General features: G+C 66.3%; 14 protein-coding genes. 9 read left to right on the forward strand and 5 right to left on the reverse strand.

Annotation, left to right across the window (positions count from 1 at the left end):
• Nucleotides 1–62: 62 nt before the first annotated feature.
• The 5 genes from ACG3SL_RS04890 (at nucleotide 63) to ACG3SL_RS04910 (ending at nucleotide 8,256) form a co-directional block, all read left to right on the forward strand.
• Nucleotides 63–2,774: a LuxR C-terminal-related transcriptional regulator gene (locus ACG3SL_RS04890; RefSeq protein ID WP_448664022.1), complete on the forward strand. Its 2,712-nt coding sequence runs from the start codon at nucleotides 63–65 to the stop codon at nucleotides 2,772–2,774.
• Nucleotides 2,775–2,950: 176 nt separating this feature from the next.
• Entirely contained in the window at nucleotides 2,951–5,056 is a 2,106-nt protein-coding gene (locus ACG3SL_RS04895) for a TonB-dependent siderophore receptor (protein WP_448664023.1), read from the forward strand.
• A gap of 99 nt (nucleotides 5,057–5,155) precedes the next feature.
• Entirely contained in the window at nucleotides 5,156–6,886 is a 1,731-nt protein-coding gene (locus ACG3SL_RS04900) for an amidohydrolase (protein ID WP_448664024.1), read from the forward strand.
• A 9-nt stretch (nucleotides 6,887–6,895) separates the two neighbouring features.
• On the forward strand, nucleotides 6,896–7,678 hold the full coding sequence (gene proC / locus ACG3SL_RS04905; RefSeq protein ID WP_448664025.1) for a pyrroline-5-carboxylate reductase: 783 nt from the start codon (nucleotides 6,896–6,898) through the stop codon (nucleotides 7,676–7,678).
• The gene (locus ACG3SL_RS04910; protein ID WP_448664026.1) at nucleotides 7,675–8,256 is read left to right on the forward strand and encodes an FMN-binding negative transcriptional regulator; all 582 of its coding nucleotides are present in this window, start codon (nucleotides 7,675–7,677) and stop codon (nucleotides 8,254–8,256) included. The genes proC and ACG3SL_RS04910 overlap by 4 nt, the downstream gene beginning before the upstream one ends.
• A 43-nt stretch (nucleotides 8,257–8,299) precedes the next feature.
• Here ACG3SL_RS04910 and ACG3SL_RS04915 read toward each other — a convergent pair whose 3' ends face one another.
• The 5 genes from ACG3SL_RS04915 to ACG3SL_RS04935 form a co-directional block, all read right to left on the reverse strand.
• Nucleotides 8,300–10,363 (reverse strand): prolyl oligopeptidase family serine peptidase, encoded by a 2,064-nt coding sequence (locus tag ACG3SL_RS04915; RefSeq protein ID WP_448664027.1) that lies wholly within the window; start codon nucleotides 10,361–10,363, stop codon nucleotides 8,300–8,302.
• 54 nt (nucleotides 10,364–10,417) lie between these two features.
• Nucleotides 10,418–13,537 (reverse strand): TonB-dependent receptor domain-containing protein, encoded by a 3,120-nt coding sequence (locus tag ACG3SL_RS04920; RefSeq protein WP_448664028.1) that lies wholly within the window; start codon nucleotides 13,535–13,537, stop codon nucleotides 10,418–10,420.
• Between the two features lie 84 nt (nucleotides 13,538–13,621).
• A complete protein-coding gene (locus ACG3SL_RS04925) occupies nucleotides 13,622–14,671 on the reverse strand; it encodes a FecR family protein (protein ID WP_448664029.1) in 1,050 nt (349 codons plus the stop codon).
• A complete protein-coding gene (locus tag ACG3SL_RS04930) occupies nucleotides 14,668–15,174 on the reverse strand; it encodes an RNA polymerase sigma factor (RefSeq protein WP_448664030.1) in 507 nt (168 codons plus the stop codon). The genes ACG3SL_RS04925 and ACG3SL_RS04930 overlap by 4 nt, the downstream gene beginning before the upstream one ends.
• Nucleotides 15,175–15,283: 109 nt before the next feature.
• A complete protein-coding gene (locus tag ACG3SL_RS04935) occupies nucleotides 15,284–16,114 on the reverse strand; it encodes a ThuA domain-containing protein (protein WP_448664031.1) in 831 nt (276 codons plus the stop codon).
• Between the two features lie 156 nt (nucleotides 16,115–16,270).
• Between ACG3SL_RS04935 and ACG3SL_RS04940 the strand changes: the two genes are divergently transcribed.
• The 4 genes from ACG3SL_RS04940 (at nucleotide 16,271) to ACG3SL_RS04955 (ending at nucleotide 22,418) form a co-directional block, all read left to right on the forward strand.
• Nucleotides 16,271–17,338 carry a Gfo/Idh/MocA family protein gene (locus ACG3SL_RS04940; protein WP_448664032.1) on the forward strand — a complete coding sequence of 356 codons (1,068 nt, stop codon included), beginning with the start codon at nucleotides 16,271–16,273 and terminating at the stop codon, nucleotides 17,336–17,338.
• Nucleotides 17,339–17,380: 42 nt separating this feature from the next.
• Complete coding sequence (locus tag ACG3SL_RS04945; protein WP_448664033.1) at nucleotides 17,381–18,442, forward strand: hypothetical protein; 1,062 nt, start codon at nucleotides 17,381–17,383, stop codon at nucleotides 18,440–18,442.
• A 120-nt stretch (nucleotides 18,443–18,562) separates the two neighbouring features.
• Nucleotides 18,563–20,164, forward strand: a complete 1,602-nt coding sequence (locus tag ACG3SL_RS04950; protein WP_448664034.1) for an alpha-L-fucosidase — start codon at nucleotides 18,563–18,565, stop codon at nucleotides 20,162–20,164.
• Between the two features lie 43 nt (nucleotides 20,165–20,207).
• Nucleotides 20,208–22,418 (forward strand): hypothetical protein, encoded by a 2,211-nt coding sequence (locus ACG3SL_RS04955; RefSeq protein WP_448664035.1) that lies wholly within the window; start codon nucleotides 20,208–20,210, stop codon nucleotides 22,416–22,418.
• Nucleotides 22,419–22,427 lie beyond the last annotated feature (9 nt).

The following is a 22,427-nucleotide window of genomic DNA, read 5'->3' on the forward strand; positions in this document are numbered from 1 at the left end:
GACGGGTAAGCGGCTCCCGCTTTCGCCATCTTCTTGTACCGTCGATGGTCTAGCGACTCGGCATGGGTGGAGTGGCCGCGATAGACGAACTGATCCCGACCAAGGTGGCGCCCCCGTTGTGGATGGGCGACCAGATCCCGCGCGACATGCTGCTAGAGCGGCTCGACGGAGCGCTTGGACGGCGGCTGACGCTCATCCACGCGCCGGCCGGGTACGGCAAGACCAGCCTGCTGGCCCAGTGGCGCCGCCGGTTCGAGGGCAGCGACAAGCGGGTCGCATGGCTGACGCTGGAGCGCGACGATGCCGACGCCCGGCGTCTCGCCCAGTACATCGCCTATGCGATCAGCGACGAAGGCGAGGAGGAGGGCGAGCCTGTTTCGTCCGTCATGCCTGCGCGGGCCGCGCTTTCGGCGATCATAAACCGGCTGGCCCGCGATCCGCGCCAGACCGTCCTCATCCTCGACGACCTGCATTGTGCGGAGAGCGTCGAGGTGCTCGATTTCCTCCAGTCGCTGGTCCGGCTGGCTCCGCGCAACTGCCATTTCGTCATCGCCTCGCGCGATTATCCGCGGCTCGGCCAGGCCATGCTCGCCGCCGAAGGCCAGCTGCTCGAACTTTCTGCCGAGGACCTGAAATTCTCCAGCCCCGAGGCGGAGGAAATGCTCGCCCGGGCAGAAGGCGTGCCGTTGGCGGACGCCGATGTCCGCAGCCTGATCGAGCGGACCGAAGGCTGGCCGATCGCGCTCCAGCTCACGCTGTTGTCGCTCAGGCGCGGCATCGATCGGCGCAGTTTCGTGGGCGGGGCGGGGGGATCGGGCTCGGAATTGGCCGGCTATCTCTCCGAGCAGGTGCTGATGTCGCTGCCGGAGGATGTGCAGGAAGTGGTGTTGCGCACTGCGCTGCTCGGGCAGGTGACCGGCGAGGCGCTCAACCTGATTTGCGACCGGCAGGATGGCGGGCTGCTGCTCGAGCGGCTGGAGCAACAGGGCGTGCTGCTCTCCCCCCTGTCGCCGGCGCGCGATGCGTGGCGCTATCACCAGCTTTTCGCCGAATATCTGCGCCAGCGGCTGGCCCGGCGCGACATCGGCCAGTATCGCATGCTCCACCAGCGGCTGGCGCTGTGGTTCGACGCGCGGGGCGAGACGGCGGAAGCGATCAGCCATGCGATCGAGGCGGAAGACAGCGCGCTGCTGGCTGGGGTGCTGGAGGATGCCGGCGGCTGGCGACTGATCCCGCAGGGGCATCTCAACCTGGTCGAACGCGGCCTTGCCCGGCTGGGCGCGGCGGAAATCGACGCCAGCCCGGCGCTGGTGCTGGCCAAGGTCTATCTCGACATGAAATGCGGGCGCATGGTTCCTGCGCGCCTCGCCTATGACCGGCAGGTCGCACGCTCCGAACAGGAGGATACCGCGCCGGACCTGTGGACCGAAATCCGCGTCGTCGGCGATATCCTGGCCGAGTATGAGAACGAGCCGATGGCGCTGGAGGACCTGCTCGCGCGGGAGGCGCTGCTGCGTACCCTGCCGGCGGACGATCATCTGGTGCTGGCCAATGTCAGCGAATCGCTGGCGTCCAAATATTACGAGGGGGGCTGGCTGGAGCGCGCCATGGAGCCGACGCTTGCGGCCCGCGCGCATTACCAGGCGATGGGATCGCTCTACAGCGAGGTGTTCACCCGCTTTCACGAGGCCCGCATCCGTGAAGCGCAGGGTCGGCTGAAGGATGCGGTGACCGTGCTTGCCGGCGCGCGCGCCGAGATCGAGGCGCATTTCGGCCCGCGCTCCGATCTCGCGGCCAATTGTGCCGCGTTCGGGGCGGCGCTGCTCTACGAGCAGGACCGTTCCGGCGAGGCTGGCGCGCTGCTCGAATGGGCGCTGCCGCACATGGAGCAGTCCGACGGCTGGGTGGACGTCTATGCCGCCGCCTATTTCACGGCGGCCCACAGCGCCGCCGATGACGGTGCGCTCGATGCGGCCCGCGCGCTGCTCGCCCGCGCCCGCAATGTCGCCCAGCGGCGCCGCCTGCGGCAGCTGGACCTGCTCGCCCAGCTGTGCGAGCTGGAATTGGTGTTGCGCGATCCCGCGATGCTCGGCGAGGCCAGTGCGTTTGCCGCCGCGATCGGGCTGGATGCCCTGGCCGATGCCATGGCGGAGGAATCGCCGATCTATCGCCCGGTCGCGGTTGCCGCCGCGCTCTGCCGGGTGCGGTTGCAGTTGCATGCGGGCGCACACCACAGCGCGCTCGACGAGTTGATCGTCATGGGCCGCTGGGCCGGGCAGCATGGCGCCGGTCGGCTGCTGATCGAGCTAAATTTGCTCAAGGCGTACGGCTATCGCGCGATCGGAGAGGCGGGCAAGGGACAGGCGCGGTTCGATGAAGCGGTAGGCACCGCGATGTTCCAGGGGATCGTCCGGCCTTTCCTGAGCGCCCGTGTTTTTGTGCAGCCAGCGCTGGAGGAGGCGCTGGCCGCGACGCCGGACCGGTTCCGCGCGCAGTTCCTCAAAAACCTGTCCAAGTCGGTCGGCAGCGCCCGCGCGACCGCGCCCGCCCCCGACGCGCTGAACGATGCCGAAGCGGCGATCCTGCGCCACCTCAGCCAGGGCTATTCCAACAAGGAGATCGCCAGGTTGATCGGCATGTCGCCCGACACGGTGAAATACCGGCTCAAGGCGGTGTTCCGCAAGATCGGCGTCAACAAGCGGCGCGACGCAGTGCGCGTGTCGCACGAACGCGGCCTGATCGGGGGCGAAGCGGGGCGTTCCAGCGCGTCGTGATCGGCGCGTCCCCCGCACCGGGTAAAGCCTTACCCATTTTGGGCGCCGACTTACCCTGAAAACCACGTGACGGTTTTGCGACGGTGCCTGTTCAATGCCCGTGCTGAAAACAGCCGGCTGTCGTCAAGGGAGGCGACATCGACAGAGCCGGCGCAGATAGCGAAGGGTGGGCGGCCATGACACACGGACTTTCAGGGAAACGGGCTAAGCGGGCACGGCTGGCGCTGCTTTCGGCATGCGCGGTGGCGGGCTGGTCCGGCACGGCGATGGCGCAGGACAGCGAGGCGGCCAAGGCCGACGACACGATCCTCGTCACCGGAGAGCGCGCGCTTTCCGGCACCAAGACGGACACGCCGGTCACGGAAATTCCGCAGTCGGTGAGCGTCATCACGGCCGAGGAATTCCATGATCGCGCTGCGGTCAATCTTCAGGACGTCATCCGCTACAGCGCCGGCGCGTCCAGCGAGCTGAACGGTGTCGACACGCGCGGCGATTTCCTCGCGGTACGCGGGACCGGCGCCGAGCAGTATCTCGATGGCCTCAACCGCATGCCCGGCTTCATTTACGGCGGACGGCTCGAGATCTTCACCGTCGAGCGCGCCGAGCTGCTGCGCGGGCCTTCCTCCACGCTCTATGGCGGCGGGGGTGCCGGGGGCATCCTCAATTCGATCAGCAAGCGGCCGCAGGAGAGTTTTGGCGGCGAGGCGGGGATCACCGTCGGCACCGACAAGTACAAGCAGGCGCAGATCGACGTCACCGGGCCGATCGTCGAAGGCGTATCGGCACGGCTCGTGGGATTGTATCGGGACGCCGAACTGCAGCAGCCGGGGCAGAAGAACGATCGCATCGTGGTGATGCCGGCCGTCACGCTCAGGCCCGGTCCGGATACCGAAGTCACGTTCATCGGCCTGTACCAGCGCGACCATCTGGGCAGCCAGACCTACCTGCCGACCAGCAAGACAGTGGACGGCAGCAGCGCGACGAAGATCTCGGACGATTTCTATCTGGGCGAGCCGGGATTCAACCACACGCTCGCCAGCCATTATGCGCTGTCGCTGCTGGTCACGCATCGTTTCAACGACAACCTCACGTTCAGCAGCCGCAACCGCGCGTTCGAGCAGGACACCGACTATCAGGAAGTGTTCGGCTATACCGGCTGGGCCGGCGGCGCCTATGCCGATGCGGCGCGGACCATCGCGCAGCGCGCCTGGTATCTCAACCGGGCCAAATATACCGGGCTAAACAGCGACAATAATCTGGTGCTGCGCTTTGCCACCGGGCCGCTGGAGCATCAGATACTGGCCGGGTTCGACTATACCGAGTTCCGCGAGGACAAGCGGGAGGGCTTCGGCCAGGCACCCGGGCTGAACCTGTACAATCCGGTCTATGGCGTCCCCTTTACCACTGGCGTCGGCTGGACGACCGACACCAAGAATTCGCAGACCGGCTTCTATTTTCAGGACCAGATCCGCGCCTGGGACCGTGTCTCGCTGGTGTTCGGCGCGCGGCACGACGATGTGAAGTCGAACGTCAACAACGTCGAGCTGGCAGCCAACAAGGCGTGGACATTCCGCGCCGGCATCATCGCCGATGTCGTCAAGGGTGTGTCGCCCTATTTCAACTATTCGGAATCGTTCCTGCCCGTGTTCGGCTCGAACTTCTTCGGTGTGGCCTATGTGCCGCGCACCGGCCGTCAGTATGAGGCGGGGATCAAGTTCCAGCCCGCGAAGCGGATGCTGTTCACCATCGCCGCCTATGACATCAAGGAACAAAATGTCCTGATCGCCGATCCGAACGAGCTGCAGAACTTCATCCAGGGCGGCTCCACCGGATCGCGCGGTATAGAGGCGGAGGCGAATGTGCGCCTGCCGGGCGATTTGGACCTGACCGCGTCGTACAGCTACACGCGCGCACAGTATCTGAAGGTCGATGGCCGCCAGCGCGGCGACCGGCGCGAGAACCTGCCCGAACACCAGGCCTCGGCCTGGCTGTCGAAACGGTTCGATCTGGGCGGCGACCTCGGCCTCAAGCTGGGCGGCGGCGTGCGCTACCAGAGCGACAAGGTCAGCTTCGACCAGCTGTACCGCATCGATCCGGTGACGCTGGCCGATGCGATGGCCGAACTGAGCTATGGAAAATGGTCGCTGTCGGTGAACGGCGCCAACATCTTCAACGAGCGGGTCTATACCAATTGCAGCTACACCGCGGGCACGATCAACGAGGGCTATTGCTACCTCGGCAAGGATCGCACCGTGCTCGCGACGCTTCGCCGCCGCTTCTAACCTTGCCTATCGGGGCCGAAGGGGAAAATCCCTCGGTCCCGCCATTATCAAGCCTGTACAGGATTTGCCCCTATGGCCCCTCGGTTCGCACCCCGTTCCATGATCCGCCGCCTCGCGACCGCCGGTTCGCTCTTGGTCGTCACCGCCAACAGCGCGCCGCCACCGCCGCAGGCGCCCGAGGCGGCGGACCTGATCCTCACCAATGGCCGCGTGTATACGGTGGAGGAGGGCAGGCCCTGGGCACAGGCGGTGGCGATCAAGAATGGCCGCATCCTCGCCGTCGGCACCGTCGCCGAGGTGGCGAAGCGCCAGGGCGCGGCGACACGGGTGGTCGATCTCCATGGCCGCTTGCTGATGCCCGCTTTCGGCGACGCGCATGCGCACCCGATATTCGGTGGGATGAGCCATGCGCGTTGTTCGCTCCATGCCGGCAAGACGCTGGAGGATTACCGGCGGATCATCGCCGCATGCGTTGCAAAGAGCCCGGGTACCGGCACGGTCTTCGGGTCGGGTTTCAACCAGACCTTGTTCCCGCCCAACGGCATCCCCGACAAGCGATTGCTCGACGAAATCTCGAAGGATCGCCCGCTGATCTTCGAGTCCGACGGGCACACGCTATGGGTGAATTCCAAGGCGCTCGAACTCGCCGGCATCACCAGGGACACGCCGGACCCAAAGAACGGGACGATCGACCGCGATCCCAAGACGGGCGAGCCGATCGGCGGGCTCGAGGAATCGGCGATGGCGCTGGTAGACAAGCTCGTGCCGGCGCCGACCGATGCCGACCTGCAGGGGGCGATCCGCTATTCGGTGCGCTTTTTCAACAGCATGGGCATCACGTCGTGGCACGATGCCGCAGTCGAATGGGACAAGGGCGGGACCAGTCGTGCGATCGAGGCGTACAAGGCCGTCAAGGATCGCGGCGAATTGACCATGTACACCGCCATGGACCTGCGCTGGAACAATGATCGCGGGATGGAGCAGATGGGAGACATCCTCACGCTCTCTGCCCGCGCGAAGGAGAGCGGGCTCGTCGCGAACGGCGTGAAGTTCTTTATCGACGGCGTGATCCCGCAACGTACCGCCGCGATGCTCAAGCCCTATGAAGGCACCAGCGAGAAGGGCAGCACCCAGATCGCGCTCGGTACGCTGTCCGAAGCGGTGGCGGCGCTGAATGCGCGGGGCATGCAGTCGCATTTCCACACGATCGGCGACGCGGCAGTGCGCGAGGCGCTCGACGCCGTCGCATCCGTGCGGGCCAGGGGCGGGGCAAGCAACACGCGGCCGATGATGTCGCACATGAACGTCATCGACCCGGCCGACCAGCCGCGCTTCGGGACGCTGGGCGTGACGGCGGTGTTCCAGCCGCTCTGGGCCTGCAACGAAGCCTATATGGACCTGACCAAGGAACAGATCGGCCCGGTCCGCTCGACCTATATCTATCCGGCGGGCAGCGTACTGCGCGCCGGGGGGCGGCTGGCCTATGGCGCGGACTGGTCGGTCGCCTCGGCCAATCCGTTCGAGGGGATCGAAGTCGCGCTGACCCGCATCGCGCCCGAAGGGGACCTGCCGCCCCTCGAACCGGGCGAGGGGGTCACGCTGGCCCAGGCGCTGAAGGCCTATACGCTCAACGTCGCCTATGTGAATCACCTCGACCGGGAAACGGGATCGATCACGCCGGGAAAGAACGCCGACCTGATCGTGCTCGACCAGGACCTGTTCCGGATACCCGCCCGCCAGATCCACAAGACCAAGGTGTTGCTGACCCTGTTCCAGGGCAAGCCGGTGCACGGCAGCCTGAACGGCCTGACGCGCCCGGCGCTGCAATAGGATACCGGCATGAACTTCCCGATCGTTATCATCGGCTGCGGCCGGATGGGCGGGGCCTTCGCCCGCGCGTGGCGGGGTACGCGCGCCGTGCTCGCCTATGATCCCGATGCGCAGCTTCCCGAGGGCGTGGCAGCGATCGCCAGCCTGAACGCCGTGCCGCCGGAGGCGATCGTGCTGCTGGCCGTCAAGCCGCAACTTCTCCCCCAGGTTGCGCGCGAACTACGCGGGGTGCTGGACGAAGGGCATCTCGTCGTCTCGATCGCCGCCGGCATCACTCTCGCTACGCTGCGCACGCTGCTTGGCCCGGCGCCCGCGCTGGTTCGCGCCATGCCCAACACGCCGGTCGCCAGGGGCATGGGAATGACCGCTGCCATCGCGGGGGGCACGCTCGATCCGTCCGCACGCACCGCTCTGGAAACGCTGTTCGGAGAGACGGGCGCGTTCCTCTGGCTCGATGCGGAGGCGCAGCTCGACGCGGTCACGGCCATTTCCGGCAGCGGTCCGGCCTATTTCTTCCGCTTTGCCGAGGCGTTCGCCGCCGCGGGGGCGGCGCAGGGCCTGCCCGCGCCGATCGCCTACGAGCTCGCGCGCGGCACGCTGGCCGGTGCGGGCGCGCTGGCCGGACCGGGTGCCGATCTCGCCCGGCTCCGCAGCGAAGTGACCAGCCCCGGCGGCACGACGGCGGCGGCTCTCGCTGCCATGGAGACTGGCGGGATCGACGGCATGGCCGTTGCGGCGGTGGGAGCCGCGATCCGGCGTGCTGGCGAACTGGCGGCGGAGGCCGCCCGATGAGCCGGTTCGCGCCGCGTAATGCCGGCGATGTCGCCGCGATGATCCGGGAGGAAGTCCTCGGCCTCGTCACCACCCATGACGAACAGGGCTTCATCACGACGCCGCTGCCGCTTCTCGCCGAAGTCGATGGGCATGGCCACGTCACCGCACTGATCGGCCATTTCGCCACGGCCAACCCGCACGTCGCGCGGGTGCGGGCGACTCCGCGTGCGCAGGTCACCTTCTTCGGTCCGCACGCCTATATCTCGCCCTCGATGGTCTCCAAACCCGATTGGGGCCCCACCTGGAACTATCGGCTGGCGCAGTTCGAAGTCGATATCGAATTCCAGCCCGGCGGCGAGGATGCCGCGATCCGCGCCCTGGCGAAGGCGCTGGAAGGCGATCGCTGGCTAGTCGAACAGATGGGAGCCCGCTATGCGGGCTTGGTCGAGCATGTCGTCGCGTTCCGCGCCGTGGTGGCGCGGGCCAGAGCGCGCTTCAAGCTTGGCCAGGACGAGAGCGACCAGTCCTTCGGCGAGATACTCACCGCCATCGACGGCACGCCGATGGCGCGCGCCATGCGCGCGCAACGCGACTGAACCGCACCTTCTCCCGCTCCCAGCGGCGCGGCGGCATTGCGGTTCAGTCTTCGACGGGGCCCTCATCGTCGCCCGCGCCGGCAAGGGCGGGATCATAGGCGATATCCGTCCGTTCCCACACATAGTCGGCGGTGACGACATGGCGCAGCAGCCAGTCCATCTCGGCGTTCATCTGAAACAGGCGATGGCGCAGTTCGCGGAAGTTGTGCGGTTCGCGCGGCGCCAGGTACAGCGACGCTTCCACCCCCAGCGCCTTCAACGCGCGATAGTACATGACCGATTGTGACGGCGGCACGCGCTTGTCCTCGGCGCCGGCCAGGATCAGGGTCGGGGTCCGGACCTTGTCCACGGCGGCGAGCGGCGAATATTCCTGGTACAGGTCGCGCCGCGCCGTGGTGCCATAGGGCGGGGTGACGAACCATTCGCGGCGCTGCCACCGCGTGTCCGACAGCAGGTACATCGATGGCCAGTCGACGGCGCCCGCGCCGACGATCGCCGCCTTGAACCGGTCGGTCACGGTCTCCAGCCGCGCCGTCATATGCCCGCCGGCGCTCCACCCCATCATCCCCAGCCGGTCGGCATCGGCGATGCCCCGGCGGACCAGTTCGTCCACGCCCGAAAGCACGTCCTTGTCCGCCAGCCGGAAATAGCCGCCGTTCATCCCCTGAAGAAAGGCATCGCCATAGCCTGTGCCGCCGCGATAATTGACGCTGAGCACGACAAAGCCCCGTGCCGCCAGTTGCGGCTGGAGGCGGCCATAGGCGAAGATGTTGAACTGGTCCGCCGAACGCGGGCCGCCATGGCTCTGGACGACCATCGGGTAGCGCCGGCCGGGAACGTAATCGAGCGGATAGGTGACGAGCCCCTCGAGCGGCTGCCCATCGGTGGCCGTCCAGCGGATCGCCTCCTGTCGAGGCAGGCGAAAGGCAGCGGCGATGCCGTCGTTCAGATGCGACAGCTGGACGGCGCCCGCCCGGGCGGGGTCGATGCGGAACACCTCCTCCGGCTGGCGCGCACTGCGCTCGACATAGCTCAGCACCTTGCCATTGGCGGACAGGGCAGGGGCGCTGACGACGCTGTCGCCGCCCGCCAACTGGCGCCACTTGCCGCCGCGCGCCGGCACCGCGAACAGCCCGGTGCGCACGCCTTGTTGGGCAGTGAAATAGATCGCGCGACCATCGGCCGACCATAGCGCGTCCTCGATCGCCCAGTCGGGGCCGTCGGCGATTTCGCGGATGGCGCGGGAGGCGATATCCAGGACGAACAGGTTCGCGTTGACCGTGCCGTAGCGCCCGTCGCGCGCATTCGCGCGGAACAGGATGCTGCGTCCGTCCGCGGACAGTCGCGGGCCCATTTCCTGATAGTCATTGTCGGTGAGGCGGACATCCGCCGCGCCATCGACATGCAGCCAAAGTTCCGACGCGGACTGATCGTCCAGCAGCCGCGACGCGGCTTTGCGGTAGACGATCACGCGCCCGTCGGGCGACACGTCGAAGCTTCGCACGTCGAAATCGCCGTGGATCAGCTGTCGACTGGTTTCGGTAGCGACATCGACTACCCACAGCGCGCGGCGCCGGCGCGGGGCCTCGAACGGAGTCATGTCGTCGCGCTCGCGCTGCCGCGCCGCCGCCGCCTTGCCCAGCGGCTGGTCGGCCAGGTAATAGATGCGGGTGCCGTCGCCCGACCATTGGAGTTCGGAAGGCGTGGTACGCAGCTTCGCCAGCCGTCGCGCTTCACCGCCATCGGCGGCAAGGGCATAGAGCTGCGGGTGCCCGTCGCCCTTGCGCTTGTCGATGAATGCGATGGTGCGGCTGTCGGGCGACCAGCACGCGCCGCTGCCGCCGATGAGCATCTTGCGCGGGGTGCCGCCCGCCGCATCGACCATCCACAGCGCGCTGACGGTGCGGTTCGCGGCCCAGTCGGCCTGGCTGACGCGGTACAGCACGCGCTTTCCATCGGGGCTGGGCAGCGGGCTTCCGGCCCGCGCGATCGACAGCAGGTCGATCGCAGTCATCGTGCGCGGCGCTTCGGGCGCGGCGGCGACGGGCCCGACAGCCATGCAGGCGATCAGGGCAAGCGAAAACAGGGGCCGGAACAATCGCATCATCGTCTCTTCGATTGGGTGCGCGGGAGCGGAGGGGAATCCTCCGCTCCCGTCAGGTCAGAATTGCAGCTGGGCGCCCAGCGTGAACGTACGTCCCGACACGCCATAGACCGAGCTGTAGTTATAGCCGTTTCCGCTCTCGGTCCCGTCGGGCAGGAACGGGCCTTCGCTGTTGAGCAGGTTCCGCACCGTGCCGAAGATGCGCAGGTTGGGATGGCGCAGCGACGGATTGATGCGGAAGGTCAGATCGTGGCGCCAGAAGGCGGGCACGTTCAGGAACAGCGGATTGGTGATCCCCGCCGCCGCAAAGCTCGCCTTGGCTTCGTTGCTGTCCACTGCCTTGCCGATATACACCGTCGTCCACTTCAGCGCAGCACGGCGGCTGCTCCAGCCCAGGCTAGCCTTGGCCGTGTCGGTCGAGGTGCCGACCTCGCCCCGGTAATCCTCGGTCGATTGCGTGGCGATGCCCTGGTACTTGGCACCCAGTTCGAACCGGTGGTTGAAGTTGAGCGCGAACTGGATGCTGCCGGGGATGATTTCCGGCTTGAACTGATACGACACCGCCACGTCCAGGCCGCGCGCGCGCAGCTGGTCCAGATTTTCCTGCTGGTTGATGATGCGCGTGATCTGCCCCTCGGCATCGCGGGTGATCGTGTCGCAGAAGCGGTTGCCCGCGCCCGCAGCGTCCGAGTAGCATTCCAGCATCAGATTGGCGTTGGACAGCGAGGAAATCGCGTCCTTAACCTTGATGTCGTAATAGTCGACGCTCGCCTGGAGCCCGGGCACGAAGCGCGGCGCGAACACCACGCCGCCGGTGAAGGTGTAGGCCGTCTCTTCCTTGAGCGCGCTATTGCCCGAATTGGGCGCGTTTACGCTCGTCGATTCCTGCCGGAACGTCCCGTTCGCGGCGATCGCGGCGGCGATCCCCGGATTGGCACGGCAATTCTGCGCCACGGTGCCGGCGGTGGCGGCGCTCACGCCGCTGCACAGGTCGACCACGGTGTCGAAATCGTCGCGCGGCGGCGAATAGAGTTCGGTCGTATCGGGCGCGCGCTGCGCCCGGCTGAACGTCGAGCGGAAGCTCACGCCCTCGACCGGCGCCCATTGGCCGCCCGCGCGGTAGCTGAGCGTCGTGCCCACGCCCGACAGGTTGTAATGCGCCGCACGGATCGCGCCGTCGATGCTCAGCCGGTGGAAAAACGGCTTGTCGCGCAGCAGCGGTACGCTGGTTTCCGCATAGGCCTCAGCGACTTTCACGGTCCCGGCATATTGCGGGATATAGGCATAGTTGCTGAAGCCGTTCGCGGTGAGCGCGTCGGTGTGCGTCTCGGTATGGTCGCGGCGCAGTTCGAAACCGATCGCGGCGGGAACCGGGCCGGCGGGCAGCTCGAACAGCGTGCCGTTCAGATTGCCGCTCAGCGTATGCTGGGTGTTGATCGAATTATACCAGACGTCGCCCCGGATATAGTCGGCGGCCGCCGTGCTGATCGACCCCAGGCCGAACAGGTTGAGCGGCACGCACCCTTCCGCACGCGCGGCGACGCTGGTGCATACGATCGATCCGTCGGACAGCCGCGTCGCCGCGAGCGCGTTCTGGACGTGCTGGAAGTTCACGCCATTGGTGCGCACCTGATTCTGCTCGAACCGGCCATAGCCATAGGTCAGATCCCATTCCCAGTCGCCAAAGGCCTTGCCCTCCAGCCCGATCCAGCCGCGCCACGTCTCGCGCTCGTTGTCGATCGCCATCTGGCCGACTTCGGTGAGGCGGCGGCGGAAATCGATGCCGGTGCTGGTGGACGCTGCGGCGATGACTGCCGGGACCAGCGGATTGGTCCGCGCGATCCGACCCAGGGTGAATTGATCCTCCACCCCGTAGGTCGAGCTGTTCGAGATGTAATAGGGCTCGCGCACCGACCGCGTGGAAATGCTGGAATAGAGCAGCTGCCCCTTCAGCTTCACGCGGTCGCTGAAGTCATATTCCAGCTTGCCGGCGGCGCTGGTGCTGTCGCGCGGCACGATCAGCGTGCCGTTGATACGATCCTCATAGCCGTTGGCGGCCGTCACGAACCCCGAATGCAGGCCCGTGGCGTCGTAATAATAGGCGCCGCGCGCGCTGAGGAACCGGCCGCCCGGCGTATAGGTGCTGAGGTCCGGCGACGTGAGCGTGTTGGTGGTCGCGTTATAGGCGACGGATTCAAGCGCGCGGTCGCGATTGCGGGCGCGCAGCGCGAACTGTTGTTCATAGGTGACGGTGGCCATCACATAGAGCCGGTCGTCCAGCAGCCGCGTGCCTGCGGCGATCGAATATTCGGTCGCGTCGCCGCCCCCGTCATTGGTCGCCGATCCGACGACGCGCGCCTTGATCCCGTTGATCCGCGATGCCGTGATGACGTTGACCACGCCGGCAATCGCGTCCGATCCATAGACAGCGGATGCGCCCCCGGTGCTCACTTCGATCCGGTCGACCAGGAAGGTCGGAATGGTGCTGAGGCTGACCGCGTTCGAATTGCCGACGTTGGAAACGGTGCGATGCCCGTCGATCAGCGTCAGCGTGCGGTTCTGGCCCAGCCCGCGCAGGCTGACGGTGGAAAGGCCATTGGTCTGGGTCGAGGTCTGGCCCGCCGACAGGTTCAGCCCCTGATCGACGCCGGGCACGTCCTGGAGCGCATCGGCCAGGTCCTTATAGCCGTGTTCGGAAATGTCCTCTTGGTCCAGCGCGACGACCGGGATGGGCGAATCGAACTCGGTGCGGCGCAGGCGCGAGCCCGTCACCACCAGTTCCTCGCTTGCAGGCGCGCTGTCCGCCTGCGTCGCGGTGTCGCGCACGACCGTCACCGGGGTCGCGCGGGGTGCGGCCGTCCGGCGCACGATATACACCCCCGATGCGGCGCGCTCCGCGACCAGCGGGGTATTGCGCAACAGCAGCGCCAACGCCTCCCGCGCTGTCAGCCGGCCCTTCACTGCGGGCGCGGCAAGGCCGGCGACATCGCCGCCGTCGAACGTCACCTGTTCGTGCGATGTCGCGGCAAAGCTGCGCAGCGCGCTGGCCAGCGACTGGACGGGAATGTTGAAATCGTGCCGTGCCTGCTGCGCAACCGCCGGCACAGCCTGTGCCACCATGATCGCAACGATAGCGGTGCCGGCACCCCAGCGGGATGCGGACTGATAGATACCCATTTTTGCAGACCCCCATTTGAAAGATTATTGCTTCAGGGGTTAGACGCACGAGTCCGAAACGCGGACAGCACCGTCCCGATATTTTTACGTTCTGCGGCGTTCCACGCGCCATCCGGCGTCGGTGCGCGTCACGCGAACCGGATGCAGCGCCGAAAGCCCGTCGAGGAACGCCGCGACGTCGCCTGCCGAGAACACACCGTTGACGCGGATACGCCCGGTCGCCGGGTCTGCGAGTTCGATCGGGCGCCGGGCATAGCGATTGACCTGGGCGATGGCGTCGGCAAGCGGCATGTCCTCGAACACCAGCTGCCCGCGTTCCCAAAGCTGCCCGGACTCCACCGGGAACGGGCGGATGACGGCGGGCGACTGGTGGCCCACTGCGGCCACTGCCTCGGCCCCGGGGGACAAGGGCTGCTCGACATCTGCGCGCGACGATCCGCCCCGGGCAAAACGGGTGGGGGAAGGGCCGTCCCCCTCGCGCATCAGCGTGACATGGCCTTCATAGAGCTGGACCCGCAGCGTCTTGCCCAGCAGCTCGACCGAAAAGGAGGTTCCGGTCGCGACGACCAGCCGCCCGCCGGCAGCCACGGTGAACGGCCGCAGCGGGTCCTTCGCGACGTCGAACCGTGCGCGGCCATGCGTTAGCACGAGCGATCGGCGATAGCGGGCCAGCGTGGCGTCGACTGCGCTGTCGCCGTCCAGCACCAGCCGCGATCCGTCCGCGAGCATCACCATGCGCTGTTCGCCCACGCCCGTCGCGTAATGGTGCACAGGGTCGCGCGCCAGCGTCGCTACCCCCGCACCAACGACGGCGATACTGGCTGCCAGTCCGCCCCATGCCAGCATTTTGCGACGCGACAGCCCCCAGCGTGCCGCCGGCTGCCCATCCTGTGCCTCAAAGTCGCGCAGGGCGGCGGAGCGCATATGGACCAGCTCCGCGCTGTCCCGCGCAGTGTCGATCCGGGCCATGGCGTGGTTGAGCCTGCCGAACGCATCGAGATTTTCCGGGATTTCGAGCCAGCGATCAAACGCCGCCCGCTCGTGCTCGGCAAGCGTGCCCACCGCAAGCGTGACCACCCAGTGCGCGGCTTCCTCGTCGCGCTGCGAACAATCGATGAAGCGATGCTCCTTCATTTCACGTCTCTCATCTGGGTTGCGAGAAACGCCATTGCCTTGGCGACGTGCTGTTTCACTGCGCTGGCGGAAATGCCGTAGCGCTCGGCGATGCTATCCTGGCTCATCTGTTCGAACTTGTACAAGACGAACAGGGTGCGCGTTCGCTCCGGCAGGGCCCTCAATGCTTCGACCAGGCATGCCATTGCCTCGCGGCCAAGCGCGATCGTCTGCGGGTCTTTCAGCTCGATATCGCGCCATTCGTCGGCCTCTACCAGATGGCGATACCGCTCGCGCACCTGCGCGCGGCGATGGCGATCGGCCAGGAGGTTGGCCGCGATCTGGAAGACGAAGGCGTTGGGGTTTGCGATGCTGGCATCGCTGCGCAGCATCCGCTCGAACACCTCCTGGGTCAGGTCCTCCGCCTCTGCGCGGTCGCCGATTCTTCGGACGAAGAACGCCATCAGCGCCGGACGCCAGCGCTGATTCCAGTCCTCGCTTTTATCGACGCTGCTTTGCCGCACGGCGTACTCCCCACTCCCTAGGACGCGCGATGTCCGTGGAGGGACAGCGGAAATTTTCCGTTGCGAACCTGGAATGGCGTGTCAACGGTTGAAAGCCGTCGTGCCGGTCTCAGCGTCGCCGTGCCCAGCGGATCGCCCCCGCGATCAGCGTGCGGTGCAGCGGCTCGGCATAGGTCTCTGCCTTGTGGCCGAGCGCCGAGAAGAACATCCGGCCCCTGCCGATGCAGCGGGTCCAGATGAGCGGATGCTTCTTGCCCATCCGCACGCGCTCGGGGAACGGTTCGTAGCTGGTCTCGTCGAGCGTGGCGAGAATGCGGGTGCAGTTGCCGCTGGGCACCTTGTCGAACGAATACCATTCCTCGGTGCGCGACCATTTTGCGGGCAGGTCGCGGGTTGCCGGGTTGCTGCGGTCGACCACGTCGATCGTGCCTTGCTGGAACTGTTTGGGGCGGCCGGTGTGGCCGATGAACTGGGCGCCGATCAGGGTTTCGGGATACCAGCGCCAGTCATATGTCGGATCGCCGCCCGCGCCGTGGAGGAGCACCACGCCGCCCCCCTGTTCGACCCAGCGCCGGAAGGCGGCGCGCTGGGTTTCGTCGAAGATGTTGCCCGAAGTACTGTTGAGCACGATCGTCGAGAATTTCGCCAGGTCGCGCGGGTTCATCACGGCGGCATTCTCGGTCTCGAACACGTCGCGGCCCTGGTCGCGGACGATCTCGGCCAGCGCGGCGTTGGCGGCTTCGATCTGATCGGGATCGCGGAAGCCATTGGTCTTGGACAACACGAGCACCGCGCCGCGCCTGAGCGGCGGCAGCGTGGGTGCGACACGATCCATCACGGGCGTTGGCCAATTGCGCGGATCGCGCGGCGGCGGGGCTGCTTCCTGTGGCGGGGTGGCGGTTTGCGCGATCAGGGCGAGCGCTAACAGGCTTAGGGGCATCCCATCTCTCCGTTTCTCCCGCCGTTCGGGAATCGTTTGACTCGGCGTAAGCGCAATAATAGCGTCGGGCAAATAATCATATAAGAATATTAATTGGAGCGATGTTGAGAGAGGATGGCGATAGCGGGGGCGGGCAGCGTGCGGGCAACAGCTGCGATGCTTGATGACGCGCCATTGCGCGATCCGACGCACGCTGCGTTGCGGCGAAGCTGTGCGATTCCTTCCGCCCCGCGTCCGATCGTCATGCTGGGCACCGGTGGCGTCGCATCCGATGCCCATCTTTCGGCCTATCTGAAGGCCGGCTTTCCCGTCGCCGGGCTCTACGATCCCGATCGCTCCCGCGCCGAGGGGCTTGCTGCGACATGGAACGTGCCGCGCGCCTTCGCGTCGCTGGAGGAAGCGGTGGGGGTAGACGCCGTATTCGATATCGCCGCGCCGACCGCGGCGCATCCGGCAATCCTGCGGTCCCTCCCGATGGGCGCAACGGTATTGCTGCAGGCGCCGATGGGCCTCGACCTGGCGGCTGCGACCGCAATCCGCGAAACCTGCCGAGCAAGGCAGCTGGCCGCATCCGTCAATTTCCAGTTGCGGCATTCGGCGATGCTGCGGGCGATCCGGGATACGATCGATCAGGGCAGGCTTGGCGCGCTCACCGAGATCGAGGTGCGGATCAACGTCGCCACTCCGCGGCACCGGTCCCCGAACCTCACCGCCAATCCGCGCGCCGGGATTGCCGACCAGACGGTCCATTATCTCGACGCGATCCGCGCGCTGGCTGGCGAGCCCGACAGCGTGTTCGCGCGCAGCTTCGATCACCCATCGGGGGCATTTTGCGGCACCCGGACGTCGATGATCCTGGATTATGGCCCGACGCTGCGCTGCCTGTTGTCGATCAATCATCATCATGATTTCGGCCCGCGTTTCCAGGAAGCGAGCTTCCGGGTTGAGGGCGCGCAGGGGGCCGTAATAGCCAGGTTTGGCGCGTTGCTGGGCTATCCCGTGGGCGAACCCGATCTCCTGTGGCTGGCCGGGGACGGCAAGGATTGGGAGCAGGTGCCGCTGGAAGCGTCGGGAACGGGCGCCATGGCCCACCTTCAGCGCTTCGCGGCGGGCGAGAACGCGGTGCTTTGCAGCCCTGTCGAGGACGCATGGCGCACAATGGCGCTGGCCGAGGCGGCGTACCGGTCGTGCGACCAGTCCGGCATGCCGATCCCCAGACGCTGAAGGGGCGAGGGCGGCTGGGCGAGAGAAGGGAAGAGGGGGAGGATGATGACAGTCGATCGACGCGGCGTGATGCGTGCCGGCGCGGGTGCGTTGGGGGCGATGCTTCTTCCCGGGACCGCAAGCGCGGGTGCCACCGACGACCGCATGGCGCCGTATCGGACGCCCTATAAATACCCCAAACTGATCCTCGCCGGATCGGGCATTCCCGGCAGCTTTGACGAAAAGGCCGTCGATTGCCCGTTCGTCTTTTCCGCGAACGGCAAATTCTATCTCACCTATGTCGGGTTCGATGGCACCGGATACCAGACGGGTATCTGCGAGTCGGGAAATCTGGTCGACTGGACGCGCAAGGGCGTGATCCTGACGCGCGATCCGCATGATCCGATCACTCGGTTCAACATCGCCTGCGCCTCGATCCTGCGCGAGACCGAACTGCAATCGCCGGCACGGCTGGTGAAGGTCGGTGGGCGCTATGTCGCCGCGTGGCATGCTTATCCCAACGCGGGGTATGAAGAGGGCGCGGCGGTGATCGGCCTCGCCTGGAGCGACGATTTCCGCCACTGGAAGCGCGGGCCGGTGATCCTGCGGCCCGAAGACGGCGCCGAATGGGAGCGGGGCGGGCTCTACAAGCCGTATCTGGTGAAGGTCGGCGACGTCTTTCACCTCTATTACAATGCCAAGACCACCGGCACGCCGTGGACGGAACAGACGGGTCTCGCGATCTCGAAAGATCTGAAGACCTGGCACCGACACCCGGCCAATCCGCTGATCCGCAATGGTCCCGAGGGCGCGCCCGATTTCCGCTTCGCCAGCGACCCTGTCGTCGTGTCGCATCGCGGACAGTGGGGCATTATCTATTTCGGGCTCGCCCAGGATGGTTTCGCGCGCGAGTTGCTCGCGCTTGGCGACAGCCCGACGCGCTTCAGCAAATCGGCAGAGGTGCTGATCGACGTCGGCGCGCCGGGGGCGGTCGACGACAAATATGCCCACAAGCCGGCGGTGATCCATCACGACGGCGCGCTGTACCATTTCTACTGCGCGGTGCGGAGCAAATGGCCGAACGAGGTGCGGGGGCTGGCGGTGGCGCGCTCGACTCCCTGGTGAGCGGAATTGCCGACCCGGAAAAACGATAGCAACAGCCGCGTGTAATAATCATATTAGAATATAATTTGGCGTACGCGCAAAAGCCGACGCCCAACGCCAGTCGGGCAGGGGATGGAGAGGATGGACATGGTATCGGGCAAGGGCGTGTTGCGGGCGGCGGCGGCGATTGCCGCGATGGCCCTCGCGGTTCCGGCAATGGCGCAGGTCCCTGACTATGCAGCCAAGGTGGACGCCAGGCTGAAGCGGGTGCAGGCCGGCATCGCCAAGGGGCCTTTCAAGGCGGACTGGGACGTGCTGCGCAGCAAGTACCGGACGCCGGAGTGGTTCCGCGACGCCAAGTTCGGCATCTTCATCCATTGGGGCCCCTATGCGGTGCCGGCGTTCGCCAATGAATGGTATTCGCGCAACATGTACGTCCCCGGCAACGCGGCGTACAAGCACCATCTCGAAACCTACGGCCCGCAATCCAAGTTCGGGTACAAGGATTTCATCCCGCAATTTACCGCCGAGAAGTTCGATCCGGCAGGCTGGATACGGCTCTTCCAGCAAGCGGGCGCCCGCTATGTCGTGCCGGTCGCCGAACATTGCGACGGCTTTGCGATGTACGCGTCCGATTTCACCGATTGGGACGCGGCGCAGATGGGGCCGAAGCGCGACACCACCGGCGAAATCGCCAAGGCCGCGCGCGCGGCGGGGATGCATTTCGGCCTGTCGTCGCACCGTGCCGAGCATTGGTGGTGGTATTATATGGGCCGGACGTTCGATTCTGATGTGAACGATCCGAAGAATGACGGCCTGTACGGTCCCGCCGCGCCGATGGGGCTGCCGGCGGACAAGCCGCAAAGCTGGCCCGATGGCGAGCAGCTCCAGACGTGGATGCCGCCGAACCGGGCGTTCCTCGACGACTGGATGGCGCGCACCACCGAGCTGGTCGACAAGTACCGGCCCGAACTGATCTATTTCGACTGGTGGACGGCGGCGCCATCGTTCGAGCCGCTGATGCGCGATACGGCCGCCTATTACTATAACCGGTCGGCGCGCTGGGGCACGCAGGGCATCATCGCATACAAGGGCGGGCAGTTCGCCGAAGGCAGCGCGCTGTTCGACATGGAGCGCGGCAAGACCGACGCGCTCAAGCTGACCCCGTGGCAATCGGATACGTCGGTAAGTGTCCACAGCTGGGGCTATGCCAAGAACGACAGCTATCGCACGCCGCAGTCGCTGATCGCGGACCTGATCGACATCGTCAGCAAGAACGGCAACCTGCTCCTCAACGTGGGGCCCAAGGCCGACGGGACGATTTCCGACGAGATCGCGACGGTGCTGCAGGGTATGGGCGGCTGGCTGCGCGTCAATGGCGAGGCCATCTATGGCACCCGCCCGTTCCGCTTCTTTGGCGAAGGGCCGACCCGGTCGGGGCAGGTGCGGGTCGGTGGTCAGGTCGAGGAATCTGCGGTGAAGGGCTATACCCCGGCCGACATCCGCTTCACCACCAAGGGCGACACGCTCTACGCAATGGGGCTCGCGCGCCCGAAGGACGGCGCGGTGTTCATCAAGACGCTCTATGCTGGCACGCCCTATCTGGCGGCGCCGATCCGCAGCATCACCCTGCTCGACGGCGGCAAGATTGCGTGGGAGCAGACCGCCACGGGGCTTCGCGTCACGCTGCCGGCAAGCGGCGATGGTGCCTATCCCTACGCGCTCCGCATCCAGACACGCTGAAATCGCGCACGGCGCTGCGCGCCACATTCCGGGAGAGACGGGCATGAAATGGTTCGAGAGCGCGTTTTTGGTCGCGGCGCTGGCAGGGACGGCGCTGTCCGCGCCAGCAGCCGCGCAGGATATTGCGATGCAGCCCTTCACGGTTGACCACGAGGCGCGGGTCGATTCCGAGGCGGACGCCCGGTTCCTGCTGGACGGGCCGGCGGGCAAATACGGCTTCATCCAGGCGCGCGACGGCCACCTCTATCGCGGCGATGGCAAGCGGTTCCGCTGCTGGGGCGTCAACCTGACCGGCTGGACGATCGGCGGCGAGGAGATTCCGTCGCACAAGGACGCCGAAACCTATGCCAACGCACTCGCGCGGTTGGGCGTGAATTGCGTTCGGATGCACTTCCTGGACCGGCCCAACACGCCCGACCAGATGCGCAGCGAAGGCACCGGCAGCCCGGTCACCCATGGGCCGCGCGGCCTGATCCGGGGCGATGTGGACAACAGCCGCGAGATCAGCCCCGAGCGGATGGAGCGGCTCGATTACTGGTTCGCGCAGCTCAAGAAGAACGGCATCTACGTCAATTTCAACCTGAACGTCGGGCGCGTCTTCAAGCCCGGGGACAATGTGCCCGATGTCGAGATGATCGGGAACGCCAAGGGCTTCACCTATTTCGGGCCCGAACTGGTCGCGCTGCAAAAGGAATATGCCAAGCAGCTGCTGGGCCATACCAACGCCTATACCGGGCTGCGCTATGCCGACGATCCGGCGGTGATGACGGTGGAGGTGGTGAACGAAAATTCGCTGTTCGAATTCTGGATGCGCAACTGGCTGCGCGGTGAGCGGGTGAAGGGCGGCGCGAACTACCAGCTCGACATGACGCCGCATTATCAGGCGCTGCTGGTGGGGATGTACAATGGCTGGCTCGCGAAGAACCGCACGGCGGCGCAGCGCGCGGAATTGCGCCGGATTGCCGGCGTCGCGGCGGACGCGCCGGTGCCGTTCATGCGGCGGGGCGACCATCCCGAGGCGCCCCGGCTGCGGCTGGACGCCGAACTGGCGTTTCTGACGCAGGTAGAGATCGGCTTTCACGCCGACATGAAGCGATTCCTGCGGGACGAACTGGGCGTGAAGGCACCCATCGTGCCGATGGCGGACCACACCTATTTCATTGCCAATCAGCCGCTGATGCGCACGGCGAGCACCGGCGACATCGTCGATGCCCATGTCTATTGGCAGCACCCGGCGATTTATGGCCGGCGCAACGAACCGATGGTCAACAGCCCCGAACTGTCGATCATCCAGAAGCTCGCGCGCAGCACGATGCAGGGCAAGCCGTTCACGGTCAGCGAAGTCAATCACCCGTTTCCGAGCGAATATGGCGCGGAGATGATCCCGATCCTTGCGTCCTATGCAGCGTTGCAGGACTGGGACGGCATTTTCTTCTACACGTTCGAGACCAAGATCAGCGGCGCGTGGAAGCCGGCGATCGCCGACCATTTCGACATGACGCTGGACCCGGTGAAGATGGCGCAGATGCCGGCAGGCGCGATGCTTTTCCTGCGGGGAGACGTGTCGGCGGCGAAGACGGTGCTGACGCGCGCCTATTCCAGCGACCAGATCAGCGAGGCATCGCGCCTGCCGCGCGCTGCGATGCCCTATTACACCCCGGGCTTCGACATGCGTATCCCGCTGGTGCACGGCTCGCGCGTATCCTGCCTCGATTGCAAGCCGAGCCTGCCCGCGCCGCTGCCGCCGGCGAACCCGATCGTGTCGGATACGGGGGAGCTAAGCTGGAAAACCACCGATGGCAGCAACGGCATCGTCAGCGTCGACACGCCGCGCAGCCAGGCGCTGGTGGGTTTTGTCCGCGATAATCCCAGTGTGCAGACCCGCAACCTCTCGGCGGAAATCGGCAACCGCTTTGCGAGCGTCACGCTGTCGTCGCTCGACGGCAGGCCGATCACCCTGTCGAACCGGCTGCTGCTCACCACTACGAGCTTGACGCAGAACAGCGGTGCGAAATGGGACGCGCGCCGGGCGATGCTGACCGAATGGGGGACTGCGCCGACGCTGATCGAGCCGGTGACCGGCTGGATCCAGCTTAAGGACCTCGAAGGCGCGGTGGGCGTCTTCGCGCAGCCGCTGGACGGGGCCGCCCGACCGATCGGCAAGGCAATCGCCGCCAAGATGATCGAGCCGGGCTGGGAACTCCGCGTCGGCGAGCCGGCGACGACCAGCTACCTCATTCGCGTCGAGCGCTGAGGCGAGGCG

This window comes from Sphingomonas degradans (assembly GCF_053502645.1).